15 protein-coding genes are annotated in these 14962 nt (G+C 68.3%); 8 read left to right on the top strand and 7 right to left on the bottom strand.

All coding sequences use genetic code 11. The annotated features are described in order from the left end of the window. The first annotated feature begins 129 nt into the window (after nt 1–129). Together ACWEF6_RS17945 and mctP are read left to right on the top strand one after the other, a co-directional pair. The gene (locus tag ACWEF6_RS17945; RefSeq protein ID WP_310969647.1) at nt 130–408 is read left to right on the top strand and encodes a DUF3311 domain-containing protein; all 279 of its coding nucleotides are present in this window, start codon (nt 130–132) and stop codon (nt 406–408) included. After that, nucleotides 405–2060 carry a monocarboxylate uptake permease MctP gene (gene mctP, locus ACWEF6_RS17940; RefSeq protein ID WP_449683957.1) on the top strand — a complete coding sequence of 552 codons (1656 nt, stop codon included), beginning with the start codon at nt 405–407 and terminating at the stop codon, nt 2058–2060. Before ACWEF6_RS17945 ends, mctP begins: the two co-directional genes overlap by 4 nt. Here mctP and ACWEF6_RS17935 read toward each other — a convergent pair. Continuing rightward, a complete protein-coding gene (locus ACWEF6_RS17935; RefSeq protein ID WP_449683956.1) occupies nt 2057–2659 on the bottom strand; it encodes a hypothetical protein in 603 nt (200 codons plus the stop codon). The genes mctP and ACWEF6_RS17935 overlap by 4 nt on opposite strands. Before the next feature lie 32 nt (nt 2660–2691). Between ACWEF6_RS17935 and ACWEF6_RS17930 the strand changes: the two genes are divergently transcribed. Then, a complete protein-coding gene (locus tag ACWEF6_RS17930; RefSeq protein ID WP_449683955.1) occupies nt 2692–3267 on the top strand; it encodes a peroxidase-related enzyme in 576 nt (191 codons plus the stop codon). On the opposite strand, the gene ACWEF6_RS17925 is transcribed toward ACWEF6_RS17930, so the two are convergent. From ACWEF6_RS17925 to ACWEF6_RS17910, 4 genes are all read right to left on the bottom strand, one after another. Then, on the bottom strand, nt 3264–4193 hold the full coding sequence (locus ACWEF6_RS17925) for a bifunctional helix-turn-helix transcriptional regulator/GNAT family N-acetyltransferase (RefSeq protein WP_449683954.1): 930 nt from the start codon (nt 4191–4193) through the stop codon (nt 3264–3266). The two genes, ACWEF6_RS17930 and ACWEF6_RS17925, sit on opposite strands and share 4 nt — an antisense overlap. A 224-nt stretch (nt 4194–4417) precedes the next feature. Beyond that, nucleotides 4418–4567 (bottom strand): hypothetical protein, encoded by a 150-nt coding sequence (locus ACWEF6_RS17920; protein WP_167379635.1) that lies wholly within the window; start codon nt 4565–4567, stop codon nt 4418–4420. Between the two features lie 260 nt (nt 4568–4827). Next, nucleotides 4828–6018: an ATP-binding protein gene (locus tag ACWEF6_RS17915; protein WP_003058004.1), complete on the bottom strand. Its 1191-nt coding sequence runs from the start codon at nt 6016–6018 to the stop codon at nt 4828–4830. A 155-nt stretch (nt 6019–6173) separates the two neighbouring features. Continuing rightward, nucleotides 6174–6902: a MerR family transcriptional regulator gene (locus tag ACWEF6_RS17910; RefSeq protein ID WP_449683953.1), complete on the bottom strand. Its 729-nt coding sequence runs from the start codon at nt 6900–6902 to the stop codon at nt 6174–6176. Nucleotides 6903–7073: 171 nt separating this feature from the next. On the opposite strand from ACWEF6_RS17910, the gene ACWEF6_RS17905 reads away from it, so the two are divergent. After that, complete coding sequence (locus ACWEF6_RS17905; protein ID WP_449683952.1) at nt 7074–7619, top strand: DoxX family protein; 546 nt, start codon at nt 7074–7076, stop codon at nt 7617–7619. A 45-nt stretch (nt 7620–7664) separates the two neighbouring features. Here ACWEF6_RS17905 and ACWEF6_RS17900 read toward each other — a convergent pair whose 3' ends face one another. Next, the gene (locus ACWEF6_RS17900) at nt 7665–8954 is read right to left on the bottom strand and encodes an acetyl-CoA C-acetyltransferase (protein WP_449683951.1); all 1290 of its coding nucleotides are present in this window, start codon (nt 8952–8954) and stop codon (nt 7665–7667) included. Nucleotides 8955–9046: 92 nt separating this feature from the next. Here ACWEF6_RS17900 and ACWEF6_RS17895 point away from each other — a divergent pair, with 92 nt between their 5' ends. Then, nucleotides 9047–10381 carry a 3-oxoacyl-ACP reductase gene (locus tag ACWEF6_RS17895; protein WP_449683950.1) on the top strand — a complete coding sequence of 445 codons (1335 nt, stop codon included), beginning with the start codon at nt 9047–9049 and terminating at the stop codon, nt 10379–10381. 1 nt (nt 10382) lies between these two features. Further along, the gene (locus ACWEF6_RS17890; RefSeq protein ID WP_449683949.1) at nt 10383–11225 is read left to right on the top strand and encodes a MaoC family dehydratase; all 843 of its coding nucleotides are present in this window, start codon (nt 10383–10385) and stop codon (nt 11223–11225) included. Here the strand turns inward: ACWEF6_RS17890 and ACWEF6_RS17885 are convergent. Next, nucleotides 11217–11873, bottom strand: a complete 657-nt coding sequence (locus tag ACWEF6_RS17885) for a TetR/AcrR family transcriptional regulator (RefSeq protein WP_043787198.1) — start codon at nt 11871–11873, stop codon at nt 11217–11219. The genes ACWEF6_RS17890 and ACWEF6_RS17885 overlap by 9 nt on opposite strands. 127 nt (nt 11874–12000) lie before the next feature. Between ACWEF6_RS17885 and ACWEF6_RS17880 the strand changes: the two genes are divergently transcribed. Together ACWEF6_RS17880 and ACWEF6_RS17875 are read left to right on the top strand one after the other, a co-directional pair. Continuing rightward, the gene (locus tag ACWEF6_RS17880) at nt 12001–12663 is read left to right on the top strand and encodes an SCP2 sterol-binding domain-containing protein (protein WP_449683948.1); all 663 of its coding nucleotides are present in this window, start codon (nt 12001–12003) and stop codon (nt 12661–12663) included. Nucleotides 12664–12724: 61 nt separating this feature from the next. Beyond that, a complete protein-coding gene (locus ACWEF6_RS17875; protein WP_449684011.1) occupies nt 12725–13279 on the top strand; it encodes an SCP2 sterol-binding domain-containing protein in 555 nt (184 codons plus the stop codon). The last annotated feature ends 1683 nt before the right edge of the window (nt 13280–14962 follow it).

The following is a 14962-nucleotide window of genomic DNA, read 5'->3' as shown; positions in this document are numbered from 1 at the left end:
CGGGGCAACCCACGTTCGTCGGAGAGCTTTGCGCGGGGCGATCAAATCGATATCGGACAAGCGTGACTCGCTGTCACCCAGGTCTTAAGGTCAGTCAGTCGGTTACGGAAGTGTCAAGGGTGAGGTCCGATGTCGACTGTGAAGCACGACGGAAAGGTGCGCGGGTTCCAGTTCAGCCCGTGGAACCTGCTCCTGATCGTCCCGTTGCTGGTCCTGGTCACGCCACTGTTCAACATGGACGGTCCACGGCTGTTCGGGATGCCCTTCTTCTACTGGTTCCAATTCCTCATGGTCGGCGTCGGGGTGCTGAGCACCTGGATCGTCTACCTGATGACGCGGGACAAGCCGACCGTCGACGCGCCGGACAAGCTGAGCGTCGAGGACCTGGACGAGGGGGACGCTCGATGAGCAACCTGCAGTGGCCCGAGCTGATCATCTTCACGCTCCTGTTCGCCCTGGTCACCGTGCTCGGCTTCATGGCGTCGCGCTGGCAGCGCGGCAGCACGCTGGACCACCTGGACGAATGGGGACTCGGCGGCCGCAAGTTCGGCTCGTGGATCACCTGGTTCCTGCTCGGCGGTGACCTCTACACGGCGTACACGTTCGTCGCGGTGCCCGCGCTGGTGTTCAGCGCCGGCGCGCTCGGCCTGTACGCGCTGCCGTACACGATCGTCGTCTACCCGATCGTCCTGCTCCCGGCGCTGCGGATGTGGTCGGTTTCGCGGGTCCGCGGCTACGTGACCCCGGCCGACTTCGTGCGCGGCCGCTTCGGCTCGCCGATCCTGGCGCTGCTGGTGGCGATCACCGGCATCGTCGCGACCATGCCGTACATCGCGCTGCAGCTGGTCGGCCTCGAAGCCGTGCTGCGGACGATGGGCATCAACGGCTCCGGCATCGTCGGGCACCTGCCGCTGCTGGTCGCCTTCATCATCCTGGCCTTCTACACCTACCAGTCCGGCCTGCGGGCGCCCGCGCTGATCGCGTTCGTCAAGGACATCCTGATCTACCTGGTGATCCTGGTGGCGATCATCTACCTGCCCTCGAAGCTCGGCGGCTGGTCGCACATCTTCGACGCGGCGGCGAAGAAGCTCGGCACGCCGAGCCCGACCACCGGCAAGCCGTCCGGGTCGATCCTGCTCACGGCCAACAACCAGCTGCAGTACGCGACGCTGGCCCTGGGGTCGGCGCTGGCGCTGTTCCTGTACCCGCACTCGCTGACCAGCGTGCTCGCCTCGCGCGGCCGCAGCGTGATCAAGCGGAACATGGTCGCGCTGCCGGCGTACTCGCTGGTGCTCGGCCTGCTGGCGCTGCTCGGTTACGTGGCGATCACCGCCGGCGTCAAGCCGCTGACGAACGCGGCGACCGGCAAGGCGGACGGCAACACGATCGTCCCGGTCCTGTTCGACAACCAGTTCTCGTCTTGGTTCGCCGGCATCGCGTTCGCCGCGATCGGCATCGGCGCGCTGGTGCCGGCCGCGATCATGTCGATCGCCGCAGCCAACCTGTGGACCCGCAACATCTACAAGGAGTACATCCGCAAGAACGCGACCCCCGCCGAGGAAGCGAAGCAGGCCAAGCTGGCTTCGCTGGTCGTCAAGCTCGGCGCGGTGGCCGTGATCATCCTGATCGACCCGCAGTTCTCGATCGACCTCCAGCTCATCGGCGGCGTGCTGATCCTGCAGACGCTGCCGGCCGTGGCGCTCGCGCTGTACACGCGCTGGTTCCACCGCTGGGGCCTGATCGCGGGCTGGATCGTCGGCATCGGCTGGGGTCTGATCATGCTGTACGGCATCCCCAACCCGGCCAACGGCAAGCTCCACTTCGGCGGTTCGGCGCTGGCGCTGGGCAACATGTCGATCTTCGGCTGGCACCCGTTCGCGGGTTCCCAGGTCCAGATCTACGTCGGTTTCGTGGCGCTGATCGCCAACCTGGTGGTCGCGGCGATCGTCACCGTGATCGCCCGGCAGCTGAAGGTGTTCAACGGAACCGACGACACCAACGCCGAGGACTACCACGCCGACGAGAACGACAAGGACCTCCGCCCGATCGGCGTCCACTAGGTCCACTGTGGACGGATGATCGCCCGGGAAACGAGGTAGAGCACCAGCCCGTTGAGCAGGTGCCAGAGGAAGTGCGTGCCGGCCGGGACGTAGTCACACACGTCCCGGTCGAGCGTGCGCAAGCTCAGTGAGAGCGCGAAAATCGCACCCGCGACGGCGAACTGCGGCCAGGCGGTGTCCCGCTGGAAGGCGAGCACCACGGCGAAGACGCCGAGGCCGATCAGCGCGGAGAGGTAGAGCCCGCCGCCCAGCAACGCGGTGGCCGCGGTCAGCACGAGAAACGCCGGCGCGGCCACCCACGCCCACCGCGTGCTCCAGAACTCCCGCACGAACACCACGGCGTACACCAGCACGAAGACGAGGATGGCGCCCGAGTCCGCGGCGCCCGCCCACCGCGTCGCCAGCACGTGGAAGACGCTGCTGGCCACGAAGACGAGCCCGATCAACCCGGCGAGCACCCGACCGGTCCGGTTCCCCGCGGCCAGCCGCCACACCAGCACCGCGGCCACCAGGAAAGCGAGGTTGCTGAGACTGTTGAGCGGTTCACCCCAGAGCCCGGGCGCGAGGCGTTCGCAGTACCCGTCGACGTAGTCCGTCACACCACCAGCCAACCACGGCTAGCGTGCGGGGTATGAGCGACGCCATCAGCCGGTTCCCGGTGACCGAACTGGAAGACCTGCCCGACGACCTGCGCGAGCGCGTCGGCGTGATCGCCGAGAAGTCCGGGTTCACGCCGAACATCTTCCGCGCCCTCGGCCACCGCCCCGCCGAGCTGCGCGCGTTCCTCGACTACCACGACGCGCTGATGGAACGCAGCGACGGGCTCACCAAGGCGGAGCGCGAGCTGGTCGTCGTCGCCACGTCCGGCGCCAACCACTGCACGTACTGCGTCGTCGCCCACGGCGCGATCCTGCGCATCCGCGCCAAGGACCCGGAGTTGGCCGATCGGGTGTCGAGCAACCCGTGGCAGGTGGAGCTGGACGAGCGCGGCCGCGCGATCGTCGATCTGGCCCTGGCCCTCGCCCGGGACTCCGCCCTGTTCGGCGAAGGTGACCTCGAAGCCGCCCGCAACGCCGGCCTGACCGAAGACGAGATCTGGGACATCGGCGCGATCACGGCGCTGTTCGCGATGTCGAACCGCCTCGCCCACCTCACCGCGCTGCGGCCGAACCCGGAGTTCTTCCTGCTCGGCCGCGTCCCGCGCTAGAACGCCAGGCGCCAGGTTTCGTCGGTGAGCTTCGGGCCCCAGTCGTCGAACTCCGTCTCGGCGACCAGCCGGAACCCCACCGCGCGGTAGATCGACCGCGCGGCGTCGAGGATGGACACCGTCGACAGCTCCATCGCGCGGTAGCCCTGCGCCCTGGCGAACGCCACGCACTCGGTCACCAGCCGCTTGCCGACACCGTGGCCGCGAGCCGACGGCTCGATCAGCAGCAACCGGATCTTCGCCGTGTCCGCGTCCGGTCCCCGGCCGCAGCCGATGCTGCCCACCCGCTCGCCGTCGAGCTCGGCGATCCAGAACGCCTGCCGCGGGTTGCCGGTGTTGTCGAGGAAGTCCGCGGCGAGCCGGGCGACGAGCGCTTCGAACGGGGCGCCGAAGCCGTACTCGCGGGCGTACAGCGCGCCGTGCCGCTCCACCACCCATCCGAGGTCGCCCGGTCGTGGCGGGCGGAGGACGAGAGCCGGGTCGCGGCGGCAGTCGCCGACCAGGTCGCCGATCGTGCGCATCGCCGTCAGGAGGCGCTGCTGGTCTTCGTCGGCGAAGCGGCGCAGCAGCCCGCCGATCTGGTCGGTCGACCGGCGGTTCAGCACCGCGAAGGCGTCCCGGCCCGCCGCGGTCGGGCGCACGAGCTGGCGGCGGGCGTCCTCCTCGGACCGTTCGCGCACGACCAGCCCGCGGGACTCGAGGCGCGCGAGCAGCCGGCTGGCGTAGCCCGCGTCGAGGTCGAGCCGTTTCCGCAGGTCCGTGACCGGAAGCGGGTCTTGGTGGGCGAGTTCGAAGAGCACGCGGGCTTCCGGCAGCGAGTACTCGGCGTCCGCCGGTCCTTCGTCGAGCACGCCGATGACCGACGTGTAGAGCCGGTTGAAGGCGCGGACCGCGGCCACCCGGTCGGCGAGCTGAGTGTCGTTCATTGACCACCTCAACAAGTTCGTTGACGAAGTCAAAGATTACTGCGGAGGGCGCCGCCCGCAAGAGGTTTACCGGGGAAATGGGAAACCCCGCGATGCTGCCAGGTCGGGGGTCCGCCAGCATCACGGGGTCGTACTGGGTATCGACGCCCCTCCGGGCGGCGTTACACCATGAGCACGATGTGGCCTAGGTCACTCGAATGGGCGACCGCCACGGGGTGAAGAGATCAGCGCATGTAGCCCGAGCGAGCCTGCGCGATCGCGATGAGTTCCTGACGGACCGTCGCGGTGGCGGCGGTGTCGATCGCCCGGTTCAGCGCCCGGCGAGTGCGAACCTCGGCGCGACGGGCACGGAGCTTGGCGGCGATGTTGTTCATCGGTTTCTGCATCCCCTTCGAGGGTCTTGGTGGCTTGTAGGTCTAGTATGCGCCGTTTTCCCCAAGAACGCCAACGAATATCCGGTGACTTGGCGCACTTGCCGATGAATCATCGGCAAATTTGGGTATCGGCCGGAGAGATCGCGGGTGGCGCCGGTCACCGCGAAGCAACCCGCTAGAGACTTCTAGCGGTATCTAGTAGAAACGCAAGACACTCTTAGTGACGCTCATAGATCGCGAGACAGCGGTAAAAGCCCAGGTCAGTCGCGGCCGAGCAGGTAGTGGCCGAAGTGCGGCACGGTGAAGGCGATCTGCCCCCGCTCGGCGGAGTACACGAGGCCCTTCTTCATCAGGCTGTCGCGCGCCGGCGAGAGCGACGACGGCTTCCGCCCCAGGAACACGGCGACGTCGGCGGTGCCGGCGGGCTCGTCGCGGCCCTGGGTCAGCGAGGCCATCGCCTGGAGGTACTCCCGCTCGGCCGGCGTCGCCCGCTCGTAGCGCGACCCGAAGAAGCCGACCGCCAGCTCGGACTCCGCCTCGGGCGCCGCGACCTGGACGTCCTTGACGGTGATCGGGTCGGACGGCGCCGCGTCCCAGGCCGCCTTGCCGTAGGCCTGGATGAAGTAGGGGTAGCCGCCGGACGCGTCGAAGAGGGCGTCGAGGGCCTCCGGCTCGATGCCGGCGTCTTCGCGTTCGATCGGTGCCATCACGGCGAAGTCGGCGTCCTCGCGGCTGAGCCGGTCGATGCGCGCATACCGGAAGAGCCGCTCGGAGTAGGACTTCGACGCCGAAAGAACGGCGGGCACGTGCGGCAGCCCGGCCCCGACGACGACGAGCGGCGCCCCGGACTGCGAGAGCTCGTGGCAGGCCGCGCACAACGCCGAGACGTCGTCCGGTTGCAGGTCCTGGATCTCGTCGATGAGCAGCGCAACGCCGGTGCCGACGTCCGCGGCCAGCTCGGCGACGTCGGTGAACAACTCGACGAGGTCGATCTCGATGTCCCCGGAGTCGGCCCGCCCCTGCGCGGCGGGCACGTCGATGCCCGGCTGCCATCGGTCGCGCAGCTTGGCATCGGGCTTGTTGGCCCGCAGCGCAAAGGCCTTCAGGACCCCGAGCACTTCTTCGACCCGATCCGGCGCCCGATGCCGCACGGCGAGGTCCCGGATGGCCCGGTGCAGCGCGGCGGACAGCGGCCGCCGCAGCTCGGCGTCCGGCCGCGCCTCGATCTTCCCGGCCCCCCACTTGTGCCGCACGGCCATCGCCCGCAGCTCCCCGAGGAGGACGGTCTTCCCGACCCCACGAAGGCCGGTGAGCACGAGACTGCGTTCGGGCCGCCCCCGCGCAACGCGTTCGAGAACCACTTCGAAGGCCTTGAGCTCGCGCTCCCGCCCGGCCAGCTCGGGCGGCCGCTGCCCGGCGCCCGGCGCGAAGGGATTGCGGATGGGGTCCACTCTGCCAAGCTATCGGCGTTTCTAGCGTGAGCCCGATATTCCGCCATAGACGCCTAGCGCGTGTCGCGCAGGTTCGACCGGATGGCCGTACATAGAGACGAACAGGTCTGCAGCCCTGCTCGTCCCTACCCCCAGTGCGCCCTTACGACGCACCACTAGTCACTCAGGTTCCGTTCCGCGTAGATCTTCATCGCATCCCGCACGAACCCGGCCGTCGGGCCTTCGAGCCCGTACCGCGGGTCGTCCACGTACAACTGCCCGAGGCCCGCGAAGTACCCCGCGGACACCGACGAAACCGCCGGCCGGAGCCACTCGTGCAGCCGCCGCGTGATCGCCTGGACCTCGTCGGAGTCCGGGGCGAGGCCGGACGCCGCTTGGAACGCGGCCACGATGTCGCGCTGCTCCTGCTGGTGGGCCTCCTTCTCCGCGGCCGACAACGAACTCCACCACTGGTCGCCGCGCCGGTACGCGTCAGCGCCCCAGCGGCGCGTGACCTCCTCCTCGTAGCGGGTGTGGTCGAAGCCGTCGAACACCTCTTCTGCCATCAGTCGTTCACCTCCCTTCAGTTTCCGGAGGGTCGTACGGACCGACTCGATCTGCCGTCCGATCCGCCGCTGCTCCCCTTCGAGCAGCTCCAGGTGGGTCTCCAGCGCCGCGGCGCTGTCCTGCTGCCCGTCGAGCACCCCGGCGATCGCCGGCAGGCCGAGGCCGAGCTCGCGCAGCAGCAGGATCCGCTGCAGCCGGACGAGCGCCTGCTCGTCGTAGTAGCGGTAGCCGTTGCTGCCGACCCGGCTGGGTTCGAGCAGGCCGACCGCGCCGTAGTGGCGCAGCGTCCGGCTCGTGGTCCCCGCCGAGCGGGCGATGTCCTGGATCGACCACTCCATGTCGTCGACGATAGAAGTTGACGCAGCGTCAAGGTCAACCGCTAAGTCTCTATAAGACTATCTAGCACCAAGGCTATAAAGAGCCAGAAAGCCCGATGAGGATTCGAGCACGGGCCGAGCGGGCATCCACGGAGTAGGTTCGACCAGGCAGCGGCCCGTACGAGGAAGGCTATGACCGTGATACTCCGTCGAGTGGCCCGTCCCCTGCTCGCCACGATCTTCGTGACGGGCGGGATCAATGCGCTGAGGCAGGCCGAGGGCCACGCCAAAGCGGCGGAACCGTTCCTCAACAACGCGCTCGACAAGTTCGGCGACAAACTCCCGGAGCAGATCCCGCGGGACCCGGTGACGCTCGTCCGGATCGACGCCGCGGTGAAGATCGGCGCCGGTCTCGCGCTCGCGTCCGGCAAGGCGCCGCGGCTCGCGGCGGGGCTGCTCCTCGGCAGCCTGGTGCCGACGACGCTTTCGACGCACAGCTTCTGGACCATCAAGGACCCGGGCGAGCGCCAGCAGCAGCAGGTCCAGTTCTTCAAGAACGCCAGCCTGGCCGGTGGCCTGCTGCTCGCGGTGGCCGACACGCACGGGAAGCCGTCGGCGGCCTGGCGCGCGAAGCACGCGGCGAAGGACGTCGGCGCCGCGGCCGGGAAGCTGAGCCGCAAGGCCGAGAAGCGGGCGAACAAGCTCGCGAAGCGGGCGCAGAAGGCGCTCCCCAACTGAGCCTACGCGTAAGTGCCACCCTCGGGTGGCACTTACGCGTAGGGGCTACTTCTCCAGGATCGCGGTGACGCCCTGGCCGCCGGCCGCGCAGATGGAGATCAGGCCGCGGCCGGACCCCTTCTCGTGCAGCAGCTTCGCCAGGGTCGCGACGATCCGGCCGCCGGTCGCGGCGAACGGGTGCCCGGCCGCCAGCGACGAGCCGTTGACGTTCAGCTTGGCCCGGTCGATCGCGCCGAGTGGCTCGTCCAGTTCCAGCTTCTCCTTGGCGAACGCCGGGTCCTCCCACGCCTTGAGCGTGGCCAGCACCTGCGACGCGAACGCCTCGTGGATCTCGTAGAAGTCGAAGTCCTGCAGCGAAAGCCCGGCGCGCGCGAGCATCCGCGGCACGGCGTAGGCGGGCGCCATCAGCAGGCCCTCGTCGCCGTGGACGTAGTCGACGGCCGCGGTCTGCGAGAACGTCAGGTAGGCCAGCACCGGCAGCTTGTGCGCCTTGGCCCACTCGTCCGTGGCCAGCAGAACCGTCGACGCACCGTCGGTCAGCGGCGTCGAGTTGCCCGCCGTCATCGTGCCCTCGGGGCCGCCGAAAGCCGGCTTGAGCTTGGCGAGCTTCTCCGCCGTCGAGTCCGGCCGCAGGTTCTGGTCGCGCGCGAGCTTGAGGAACGGCGTGACGAGGTCGTCGAAGAACCCGCGGTCGTAGGCGGCGGCGAGCTTCTGGTGACTGCTCGCGGCCAGTTCGTCCTGCGCCTCGCGAGTGATCTCCCAGACCTTCGCCGTCAGCGCGGCGTGCTCGCCCATCGACAGGCCGGTGCGCGGCTCCTCGTTGCGCGGGATCGCCGGGACGATGTGCCCGGGCCGGATCTTCGCGACGAGCTTGAGGCGGTCGCCGAGCGTCTTGGCCGCGTTGAGCTGGATGAGGATCTGACGCAGGTCCTCGTTGACGGCGAGCGGCGCGTCGCTGGTCGTGTCGACGCCGCCGGCGATGGCCGAGTCGAGCTGGCCGAGCGCGATCTTGTTGGCGACGTTCACGATCGCCTGCAGGCCGGTGCCGCACGCCATCTGGACGTCGGACGCGGGCGTCGCGGGCGAAAGCTTGCTGCCCAGCACGCTCTCGCGGGCCAGGTTGAAGTCCTTCGAGTGCTTGAGCACGGCGCCGGCGGCGACCTCGCCGATCACCTCGCCCTGCAGCGAGAAGCGGCTGACCAGGCCGTCGAGGGCGGCGGTGAACATGTCCTGGTTCGACGCCTTCGCGTACGGCCCGTTGGACCGCGCGAAGGGGATCCGGTTGCCCCCGATGATGGCGACCTTGCGCACGGCGGGTGTCTTCTTCGGCGGCATGACTTCACCTCTCTGGTCGTGTCCCTCACACTTTAACCTACTCGGGAGTAGGTTAGACTGCGACGTGACGCAGACTGCACGGGAGGCAACCGATGGCTGACAGGTACCAGCAGTTCACGAAAACCCCGTTGGGGAAGTTCGTGGTGCCGAAGCTCGGCCTGCCGAACCCCGCGACGCTGCGCCGCTACCAGCCCGGGCAACCCGCCCTCGAGGGTCCCGCACTTCTCGGCGCCGCGCCCGGCGGCCGGCTCGAGAAAACCCTTCGCGACCAGCTGGCCGACGCCGGTATCGAGGTGATCGCCTCGGCTGCCGACCGGCACGCGGCGCTCGTCTTCGACGCCACCGGCGTCACCGACCCGGCCCGGCTGCGCGAGGTGTACGACTTCTTCCACCCGGTGATCCGCAGCGTCGGCCCGTCCGGCCGGGTCGTCGTGCTGGGCACGCCGCCGGAGCAGGTCGAAGGCCGCGAGCGGATCGCTCAGCGCGCGCTCGAGGGATTCATCCGTTCGGTGGGCAAGGAGCTGAAGCGCGGCGCGACCGCCCAGCTCGTGTACGTCGCCGAGGGCGCCGAAGAGGCCACGGACTCGACGCTGCGCTTCCTGCTCTCGGCGAAGTCGGCGTTCGTCGACGCGCAGGTCATCCGGATCGGCACCGAAGGCAAGACGGCTTCGGCGCCGTCGAACTGGGAAAAGCCCCTCGACGGCAAGGTCGCCCTGGTCACCGGCGCGTCCCGCGGCATCGGCGCGGCGATCGCCGAGGTGCTGGCCCGCGACGGCGCGCACGTCGTCGCGCTCGACATCCCCGCCCAGGGCGGTGACCTGTCGAAGGTGGCGAACAAGGTCGGCGGGTCGTCGTTGCAGCTCGACATCACTTCGCCGAGCGCGCCCGCGAAGCTCGCGGAGTACTTGAAGGAGCGTCACGGCGGCGTCGACATCGTCGTGCACAACGCGGGCATCACGCGCGACAAGACGCTGGGCAACATGAGCGAAAGCGCGTGGGACTCGGTGATCGCCGTCAACCTCGCTTCGCAGCTCGCGGTGAACGACAAGCTCCTCGCCGATCGCGTCCTGAACGAGAACGGCCGCATCATCGGCGTCTCGTCGATCGCGGGCATCGCCGGCAACGTCGGCCAGACGAACTACGCGACGTCGAAGGCGGGCGTGATCGGCATGGTGAACGTCGGCGCGCCGCAGCTCGCGGCGTACGGCGGCACGATCAACGCCGTCGCGCCCGGGTTCATCGAGACCAAGATGACGGCCGCGGTGCCGCTGTTCATCCGCGAGGCCGGGCGGCGGCTGTCCAGCCTCGGCCAGGGCGGGCTGCCGGTCGACGTCGCCGAGACGATCGCCTGGTACGCGAACCCGGCGTCGGCCGCGGTGAACGGCAACGTGGTCCGCGTCTGCGGCCAGGCCCTGCTGGGGGCGTGACGTGGCGATCCGCGAACTCGACAGCACGCCGAGCCTGGCCACGCTGTACCCGAAGGCCCTGCTCGGCGGCGTCCTGCGCAAGCCGTCGGGGGGCGAGCTACCGGACACGGAGCTGGTGCGCACCGGCGTCGTCGTCGACCCGGCCCACCTGGCCGCGTACACCACGGTGTGCGGCTTCCGGCTGAGCGACGAGCTGCCGGCGACGTACCCGCACATGCTGGCGTTCCCGCTGCAGATGGCGCTGATGACCGAGCCGGGGTTCCCGTTCCCGCTGCTCGGCATGGTGCACGTGGCGAACCGGATCACCCAGCACCGCGCGCTGCGGGTGGGCGAGCCGCTGACCGTGCGCGTGCGGGCGGAGAACCTGCGTCCGCACGAGAAGGGGCGTCAGTTCGACGTGATCAGCGAAGCCCAGGCCGGCGACGAGACGGTGTGGACGGACGTCAGCACGTACCTGCGTCGCGGAGGCTCGTCGGGTGCTTCTTCGCGGCGTGAGCAGCTGGCGCCGCCGACCCCGGACGCGATCTGGCGCATCCCAGGCGACATCGGACGGCGCTACGCGGAGGTATCCGGCGACCGCAACCCGATCCACCTGCACCCGCTGACGGCCCGCCTGTTCGGCTTCCCGGCGGCGATCGCCCACGGCATGTGGACGAAGGCCCACGCGCTAGCCGCCTTCGAAGGCCGGCTGCCGGAGGCGTTCACTGTGGACGTCCGCTTCAAGCAGCCGGTGCTGCTGCCGGCCAAGGCCGCCTTCACGTCCTGGCCGGTGGACGACGGCTGGGCGTTCGAGCTGTGGAGCAAGTCGAAGCCGCACCTGGAGGGGACGATCAGCTCACTCTGACGGCTTCCAGACCGCGCCTTCGATGAGGTCGTTGAAGCCGAGCCAGACGAGGTTCATCAGCCAGGAGGCGAGGACGCCGTCGGAGATGTCGGGGTGGTCGAGGGCCCAGTCGGCCAGGGACTCGGCTCCCCCGACCAGCGAGGCGGCCAGGCCTTCGCCGGAGAACTCGGCTTGCTCGCCGACGCCCTTGCGGGTGCCGGCGGACACGACGAGCGCGGCGACGAGCTGGATCGCGCGCGCCCGCATGTCGGTGATCTCCGCGGCGAAGGCGCCGCCGACGGTGAGGGCCTGGCGGTGCAGGACCGTCCAGGACTCGCGGTACTCGGCGACGAAGCGGTAGAAGGACCGCAGGCCGTGCCAAAGCTGCATGTCCGGCGGCAGGTCGGGCTGAACGCCGGCCTGGATGGCCTCGAGCAGGCGCGTCGCCTCGCGGCGGATGCACGCGCCGAAGAGGTCTTCCTTCGAGCCGAGGTAGGTGTAGATCATCGGCTTCGAGACGCCGGCGACGTCGGAGATCTCGTCCATCGACGCGGCGTGGTAGCCGTGGCGCGAGAAGACCTGGACGGCGGCGTCCAGGATCTGCCGCTCGCGCACGGCACGCGGCAGCCGCCGGGCCCGCTCGGGCGGACGCTGATCTTCCTCTGACACGCTGGACCTCCTCGTTGCTGCCCGGAGACGGTACCGGCAGTGGACCCGTCAGGGTGATTTCGGCACGCTTGCCCGCCTACCTACTGGCAAGTAGTATTACCCTCGAGTAACTGGGAGAGGGGTGACCATGGCCGAAAACGCCGGGATGACCAGCGCCGATCGGATCGCGGAGCTCCGCGGCACGGCACTGCTCGACGCCCTGGAGCGGCTCGACCCGCTGGGCCCGGAGGCCCACGCCCTCGACGTCAACACCCTCGTCGAAGCCCTCGACCCGGCCGAGCTCCGCAAGGACGACTTCCGCCGGTTCCTGAATGTCCTGCTCACGCTGGCATCCCGCGCACCGGCGTTCGACCTGAGCAAGGTCGAGCCGGCCCGCTTCGCGTCCCTGGTGGCCTCGGCGTCGCGTGCGCAGCTGGAGAGCGTCGTCGCGGACAGGGCCCTGCGAGAGCGCGTGCTGGACGAGATCTTCGCCCGCATGGGCGCCCACATCAGACCGGACCGAGCCCGCGACGTGCAGGCGGTGGTCCACTGGCGCCTGTCGGGAGGAGCGGGAGAGGGCGGCTTCGACCGCTACGAGACGACGATCGCCCACGGGTCCTGCACGGTGAGCAGGTCGATGCACGCCACCCCGCGAGTAACGATCACCATCGCCCCGGCCGACTTCTTCCGTCTCATCACGCACCAAGCAACCCCGGCGGTGTTGTTCGTCACGGGAAGAATCAAGGTAAAAGGTGACCTCGCCTTCGCGGCGGGGCTGATCGGTTTCTTCGACTTACCAAAACCCGTATAGTCCGCCCGTGCCCCGAAACGCGAGATGGCGCCGCCCCCGCACCCTTCGCGGCGGCCACGCGGTGAACGCGTTCGCGGAGAAGCTGGTCATCAGCCGCCTGACGCCGTCCCAGTTCGTCCAGGTCCTGGAAACGTTGCACATGCTGGGCTCCGCGGGCGCCGGCATCGAGCTGAGTTCCCTGTCGACGGACGTCCTGGTGGACGTGGTCCGCAAGGCATCCCGCGAGCAGCTGAAGGCCATCGCGTCTCATGCCGAGCTGCGATCGGTGTTTTTGGACGAGATCTTTCGCCGAATGTCGGAGCATTTCTCGCCGTCGCGTGCCCGCCACGTCGACATAGTAGTTTCGTGGCGCTTTTCGGAGGGCACCGGAGAGGACGGCTACGACCGTTTTCAAACGGTCATCGAGGACGGCGTGTGCGTGTCATCGACGGACCTGTCCCGGACGCCGGACACGACGATCACGCTGTCGGTGGACGACTTCATCAGGATGGCCACGGGCAACGCGGCAGTGGCAGCGATGTTCGTGACGGGCCGCGTGAAGGTGAAGGGCGAGTACGCCCCCGCGGTGCGGTTCTCCAGCTACTTCGACATCCCCAAGCCATCCGTGGACAGGTAGGGTCCGCCGGCTGCGGCAGACCCTACCCGTCCTGTTCAGCTCCAGAGGGAGAAGACCGCGTGAATCACCCACTCGGCGCCGGCCTTGCCCAGCCCGAAGAAGGCTCCGCGGACGAGAAATCCTGGCCAGCTCGGCTCCCGGGACGCCGTGCTCGCACCGTGCACCGTTCTGGTGAGCGATGTCCGCTTACCAGAACGCGTGATGCTCGCCGTATGGAGACGCATCCTCCGCGTCTGACCCGTAGACTTGGTCAACAGGGCTCCTTACTTGTTCAGGCAGCTAGAGGGGTTCCTGGAAGGGGAAGGTCCGCCGCGACTGCTGTCCGGCATGGCCGGCTGGCCTTCCCCGATCGCACCCAGACGATCGCATGTCATCGCTGGACGCCTTCTGCGATTTGGTCCGTCAGGATCAGCTCGCATTCTGTGTGGCCGAGGTCGCGTCCTGGACGTTGAGTGCCTGGCCCGGCAACTACACATGTTCACCTCACTTTCGTATGACGGTGTTACTGTGTGTGACCGTCTTCGGTTGAAACTGATACCGCTGAAACTGATACTTCGGTGCGGCAGGCCGTGCCGCGCCGAATACCGGCATCACTGTGGGAGAAATCGCATTGACAGAAGTCCTCGCGAGAATCGCAATGCCTCTCGAAGGCAGCTTGGTGCCGCCTCGCTCAGGTGCGGTCATCTGCTGGTTTGCGGTGAGTACTTCAGCGGCTGTCCTTCCGGCCCCCGTACGGCACTCGACGCGCGGGACGCAGAGGCCGGTGCGGCAACTTGTCGCCGCTATGCGTGTCGATGTAGGCGGCAAGTTGCTCTTTACGTTGCGCCGGTCGGCTTGAGTGGCTGAATCGCGTTGCGCCGGTCCTTGATGCGGGCTGCATCACGAAGCCTCATGGCCTGACCTTCTGACGGGAGCTCGCCTTCCTGGCACTCGCCTCCCGGGCACTCGGCTTCTTCTGGGTTCGATTCTTCTGGGTGCTCAGCTTCGCGAGCGCGCGCAGCTCGACGAGCTCCTCCCAAGTGCAGATCAGGTGCGCTCTGCCGCTCTTCGTTGCCAGCTCGTACATCGATCGCAGCACTGCAATGGAGGGGACCCTGTGTGCGTTGACGTAAAGCGACAGCGCCGGAGTGGAAATCCAGATCTTCGCAGCCCTCTCCGCTTGGGTCCGAGGTGCCATGCATCGGCACAGCGACAAGAGGGCGTCAGCAAGTTGTCGCTGTGCCGCCGTGGCATCTGAGGGGTATCGCCCTCCCATGTGACCTAATCTCATGATGTCCACTGTCTTTCGGGTGCGCTTAATAGAAACGAGTAGCGGTTGCTGCTCGCCTGGCGGCTTGGCTGGGTTGCTTATCCGGATTGCTGTCCAGCGCATGCGTAGTGGAGTTGTTGGCCAAGGTTGCGCTCGGAGCTCGTACGTCTCGTGGCCACGGGTCGAAGCCGGTCTCAGATGGTGCTCCTTCCGTGTCAGCGAAGAACTTTGCGAACAGTTGAGTCTCAGGCAGCCTACCGCAGTCTGCTGCGCCACGGGTCTCTTCACTGCTTCGCGGCGCGTTGTGCCTTCGGGACGTCGAAGCAGTGAAGGCGGTCTGCCGGGGCTTACTTGTAGTGCCTTTGTGATCAGGCTGCCTGATTGTAGGTTGTCAACAATCTGCAATCAGGCAGTCATGAAGCATGGGTCCCGCT

The organism is Amycolatopsis sp. NPDC004772 (assembly GCF_053601215.1).
This window is presented reverse-complemented; position numbering and strand designations above follow the sequence as displayed.

Excerpts from the sequence above, each read along its gene's own strand:
- ACWEF6_RS17945 (WP_310969647.1), top strand. The coding sequence starts at position 130 with ATGTCGACTGTGAAGCACGACGGAAAGGTGCGCGGGTTCCAGTTCAGC.
- mctP (WP_449683957.1), top strand. The coding sequence starts at position 405 with ATGAGCAACCTGCAGTGGCCCGAGCTGATCATCTTCACGCTCCTGTTC.
- ACWEF6_RS17930 (WP_449683955.1), top strand. The coding sequence starts at position 2,692 with ATGAGCGACGCCATCAGCCGGTTCCCGGTGACCGAACTGGAAGACCTG.
- ACWEF6_RS17925 (WP_449683954.1), bottom strand. The coding sequence starts at position 4,193 with ATGAACGACACTCAGCTCGCCGACCGGGTGGCCGCGGTCCGCGCCTTC.
- ACWEF6_RS17920 (WP_167379635.1), bottom strand. The coding sequence starts at position 4,567 with ATGAACAACATCGCCGCCAAGCTCCGTGCCCGTCGCGCCGAGGTTCGC.
- ACWEF6_RS17910 (WP_449683953.1), bottom strand. The coding sequence starts at position 6,902 with ATGGAGTGGTCGATCCAGGACATCGCCCGCTCGGCGGGGACCACGAGC.
- ACWEF6_RS17905 (WP_449683952.1), top strand. The coding sequence starts at position 7,074 with ATGACCGTGATACTCCGTCGAGTGGCCCGTCCCCTGCTCGCCACGATC.
- ACWEF6_RS17900 (WP_449683951.1), bottom strand. The coding sequence starts at position 8,954 with ATGCCGCCGAAGAAGACACCCGCCGTGCGCAAGGTCGCCATCATCGGG.
- ACWEF6_RS17895 (WP_449683950.1), top strand. The coding sequence starts at position 9,047 with ATGGCTGACAGGTACCAGCAGTTCACGAAAACCCCGTTGGGGAAGTTC.
- ACWEF6_RS17880 (WP_449683948.1), top strand. The coding sequence starts at position 12,001 with ATGGCCGAAAACGCCGGGATGACCAGCGCCGATCGGATCGCGGAGCTC.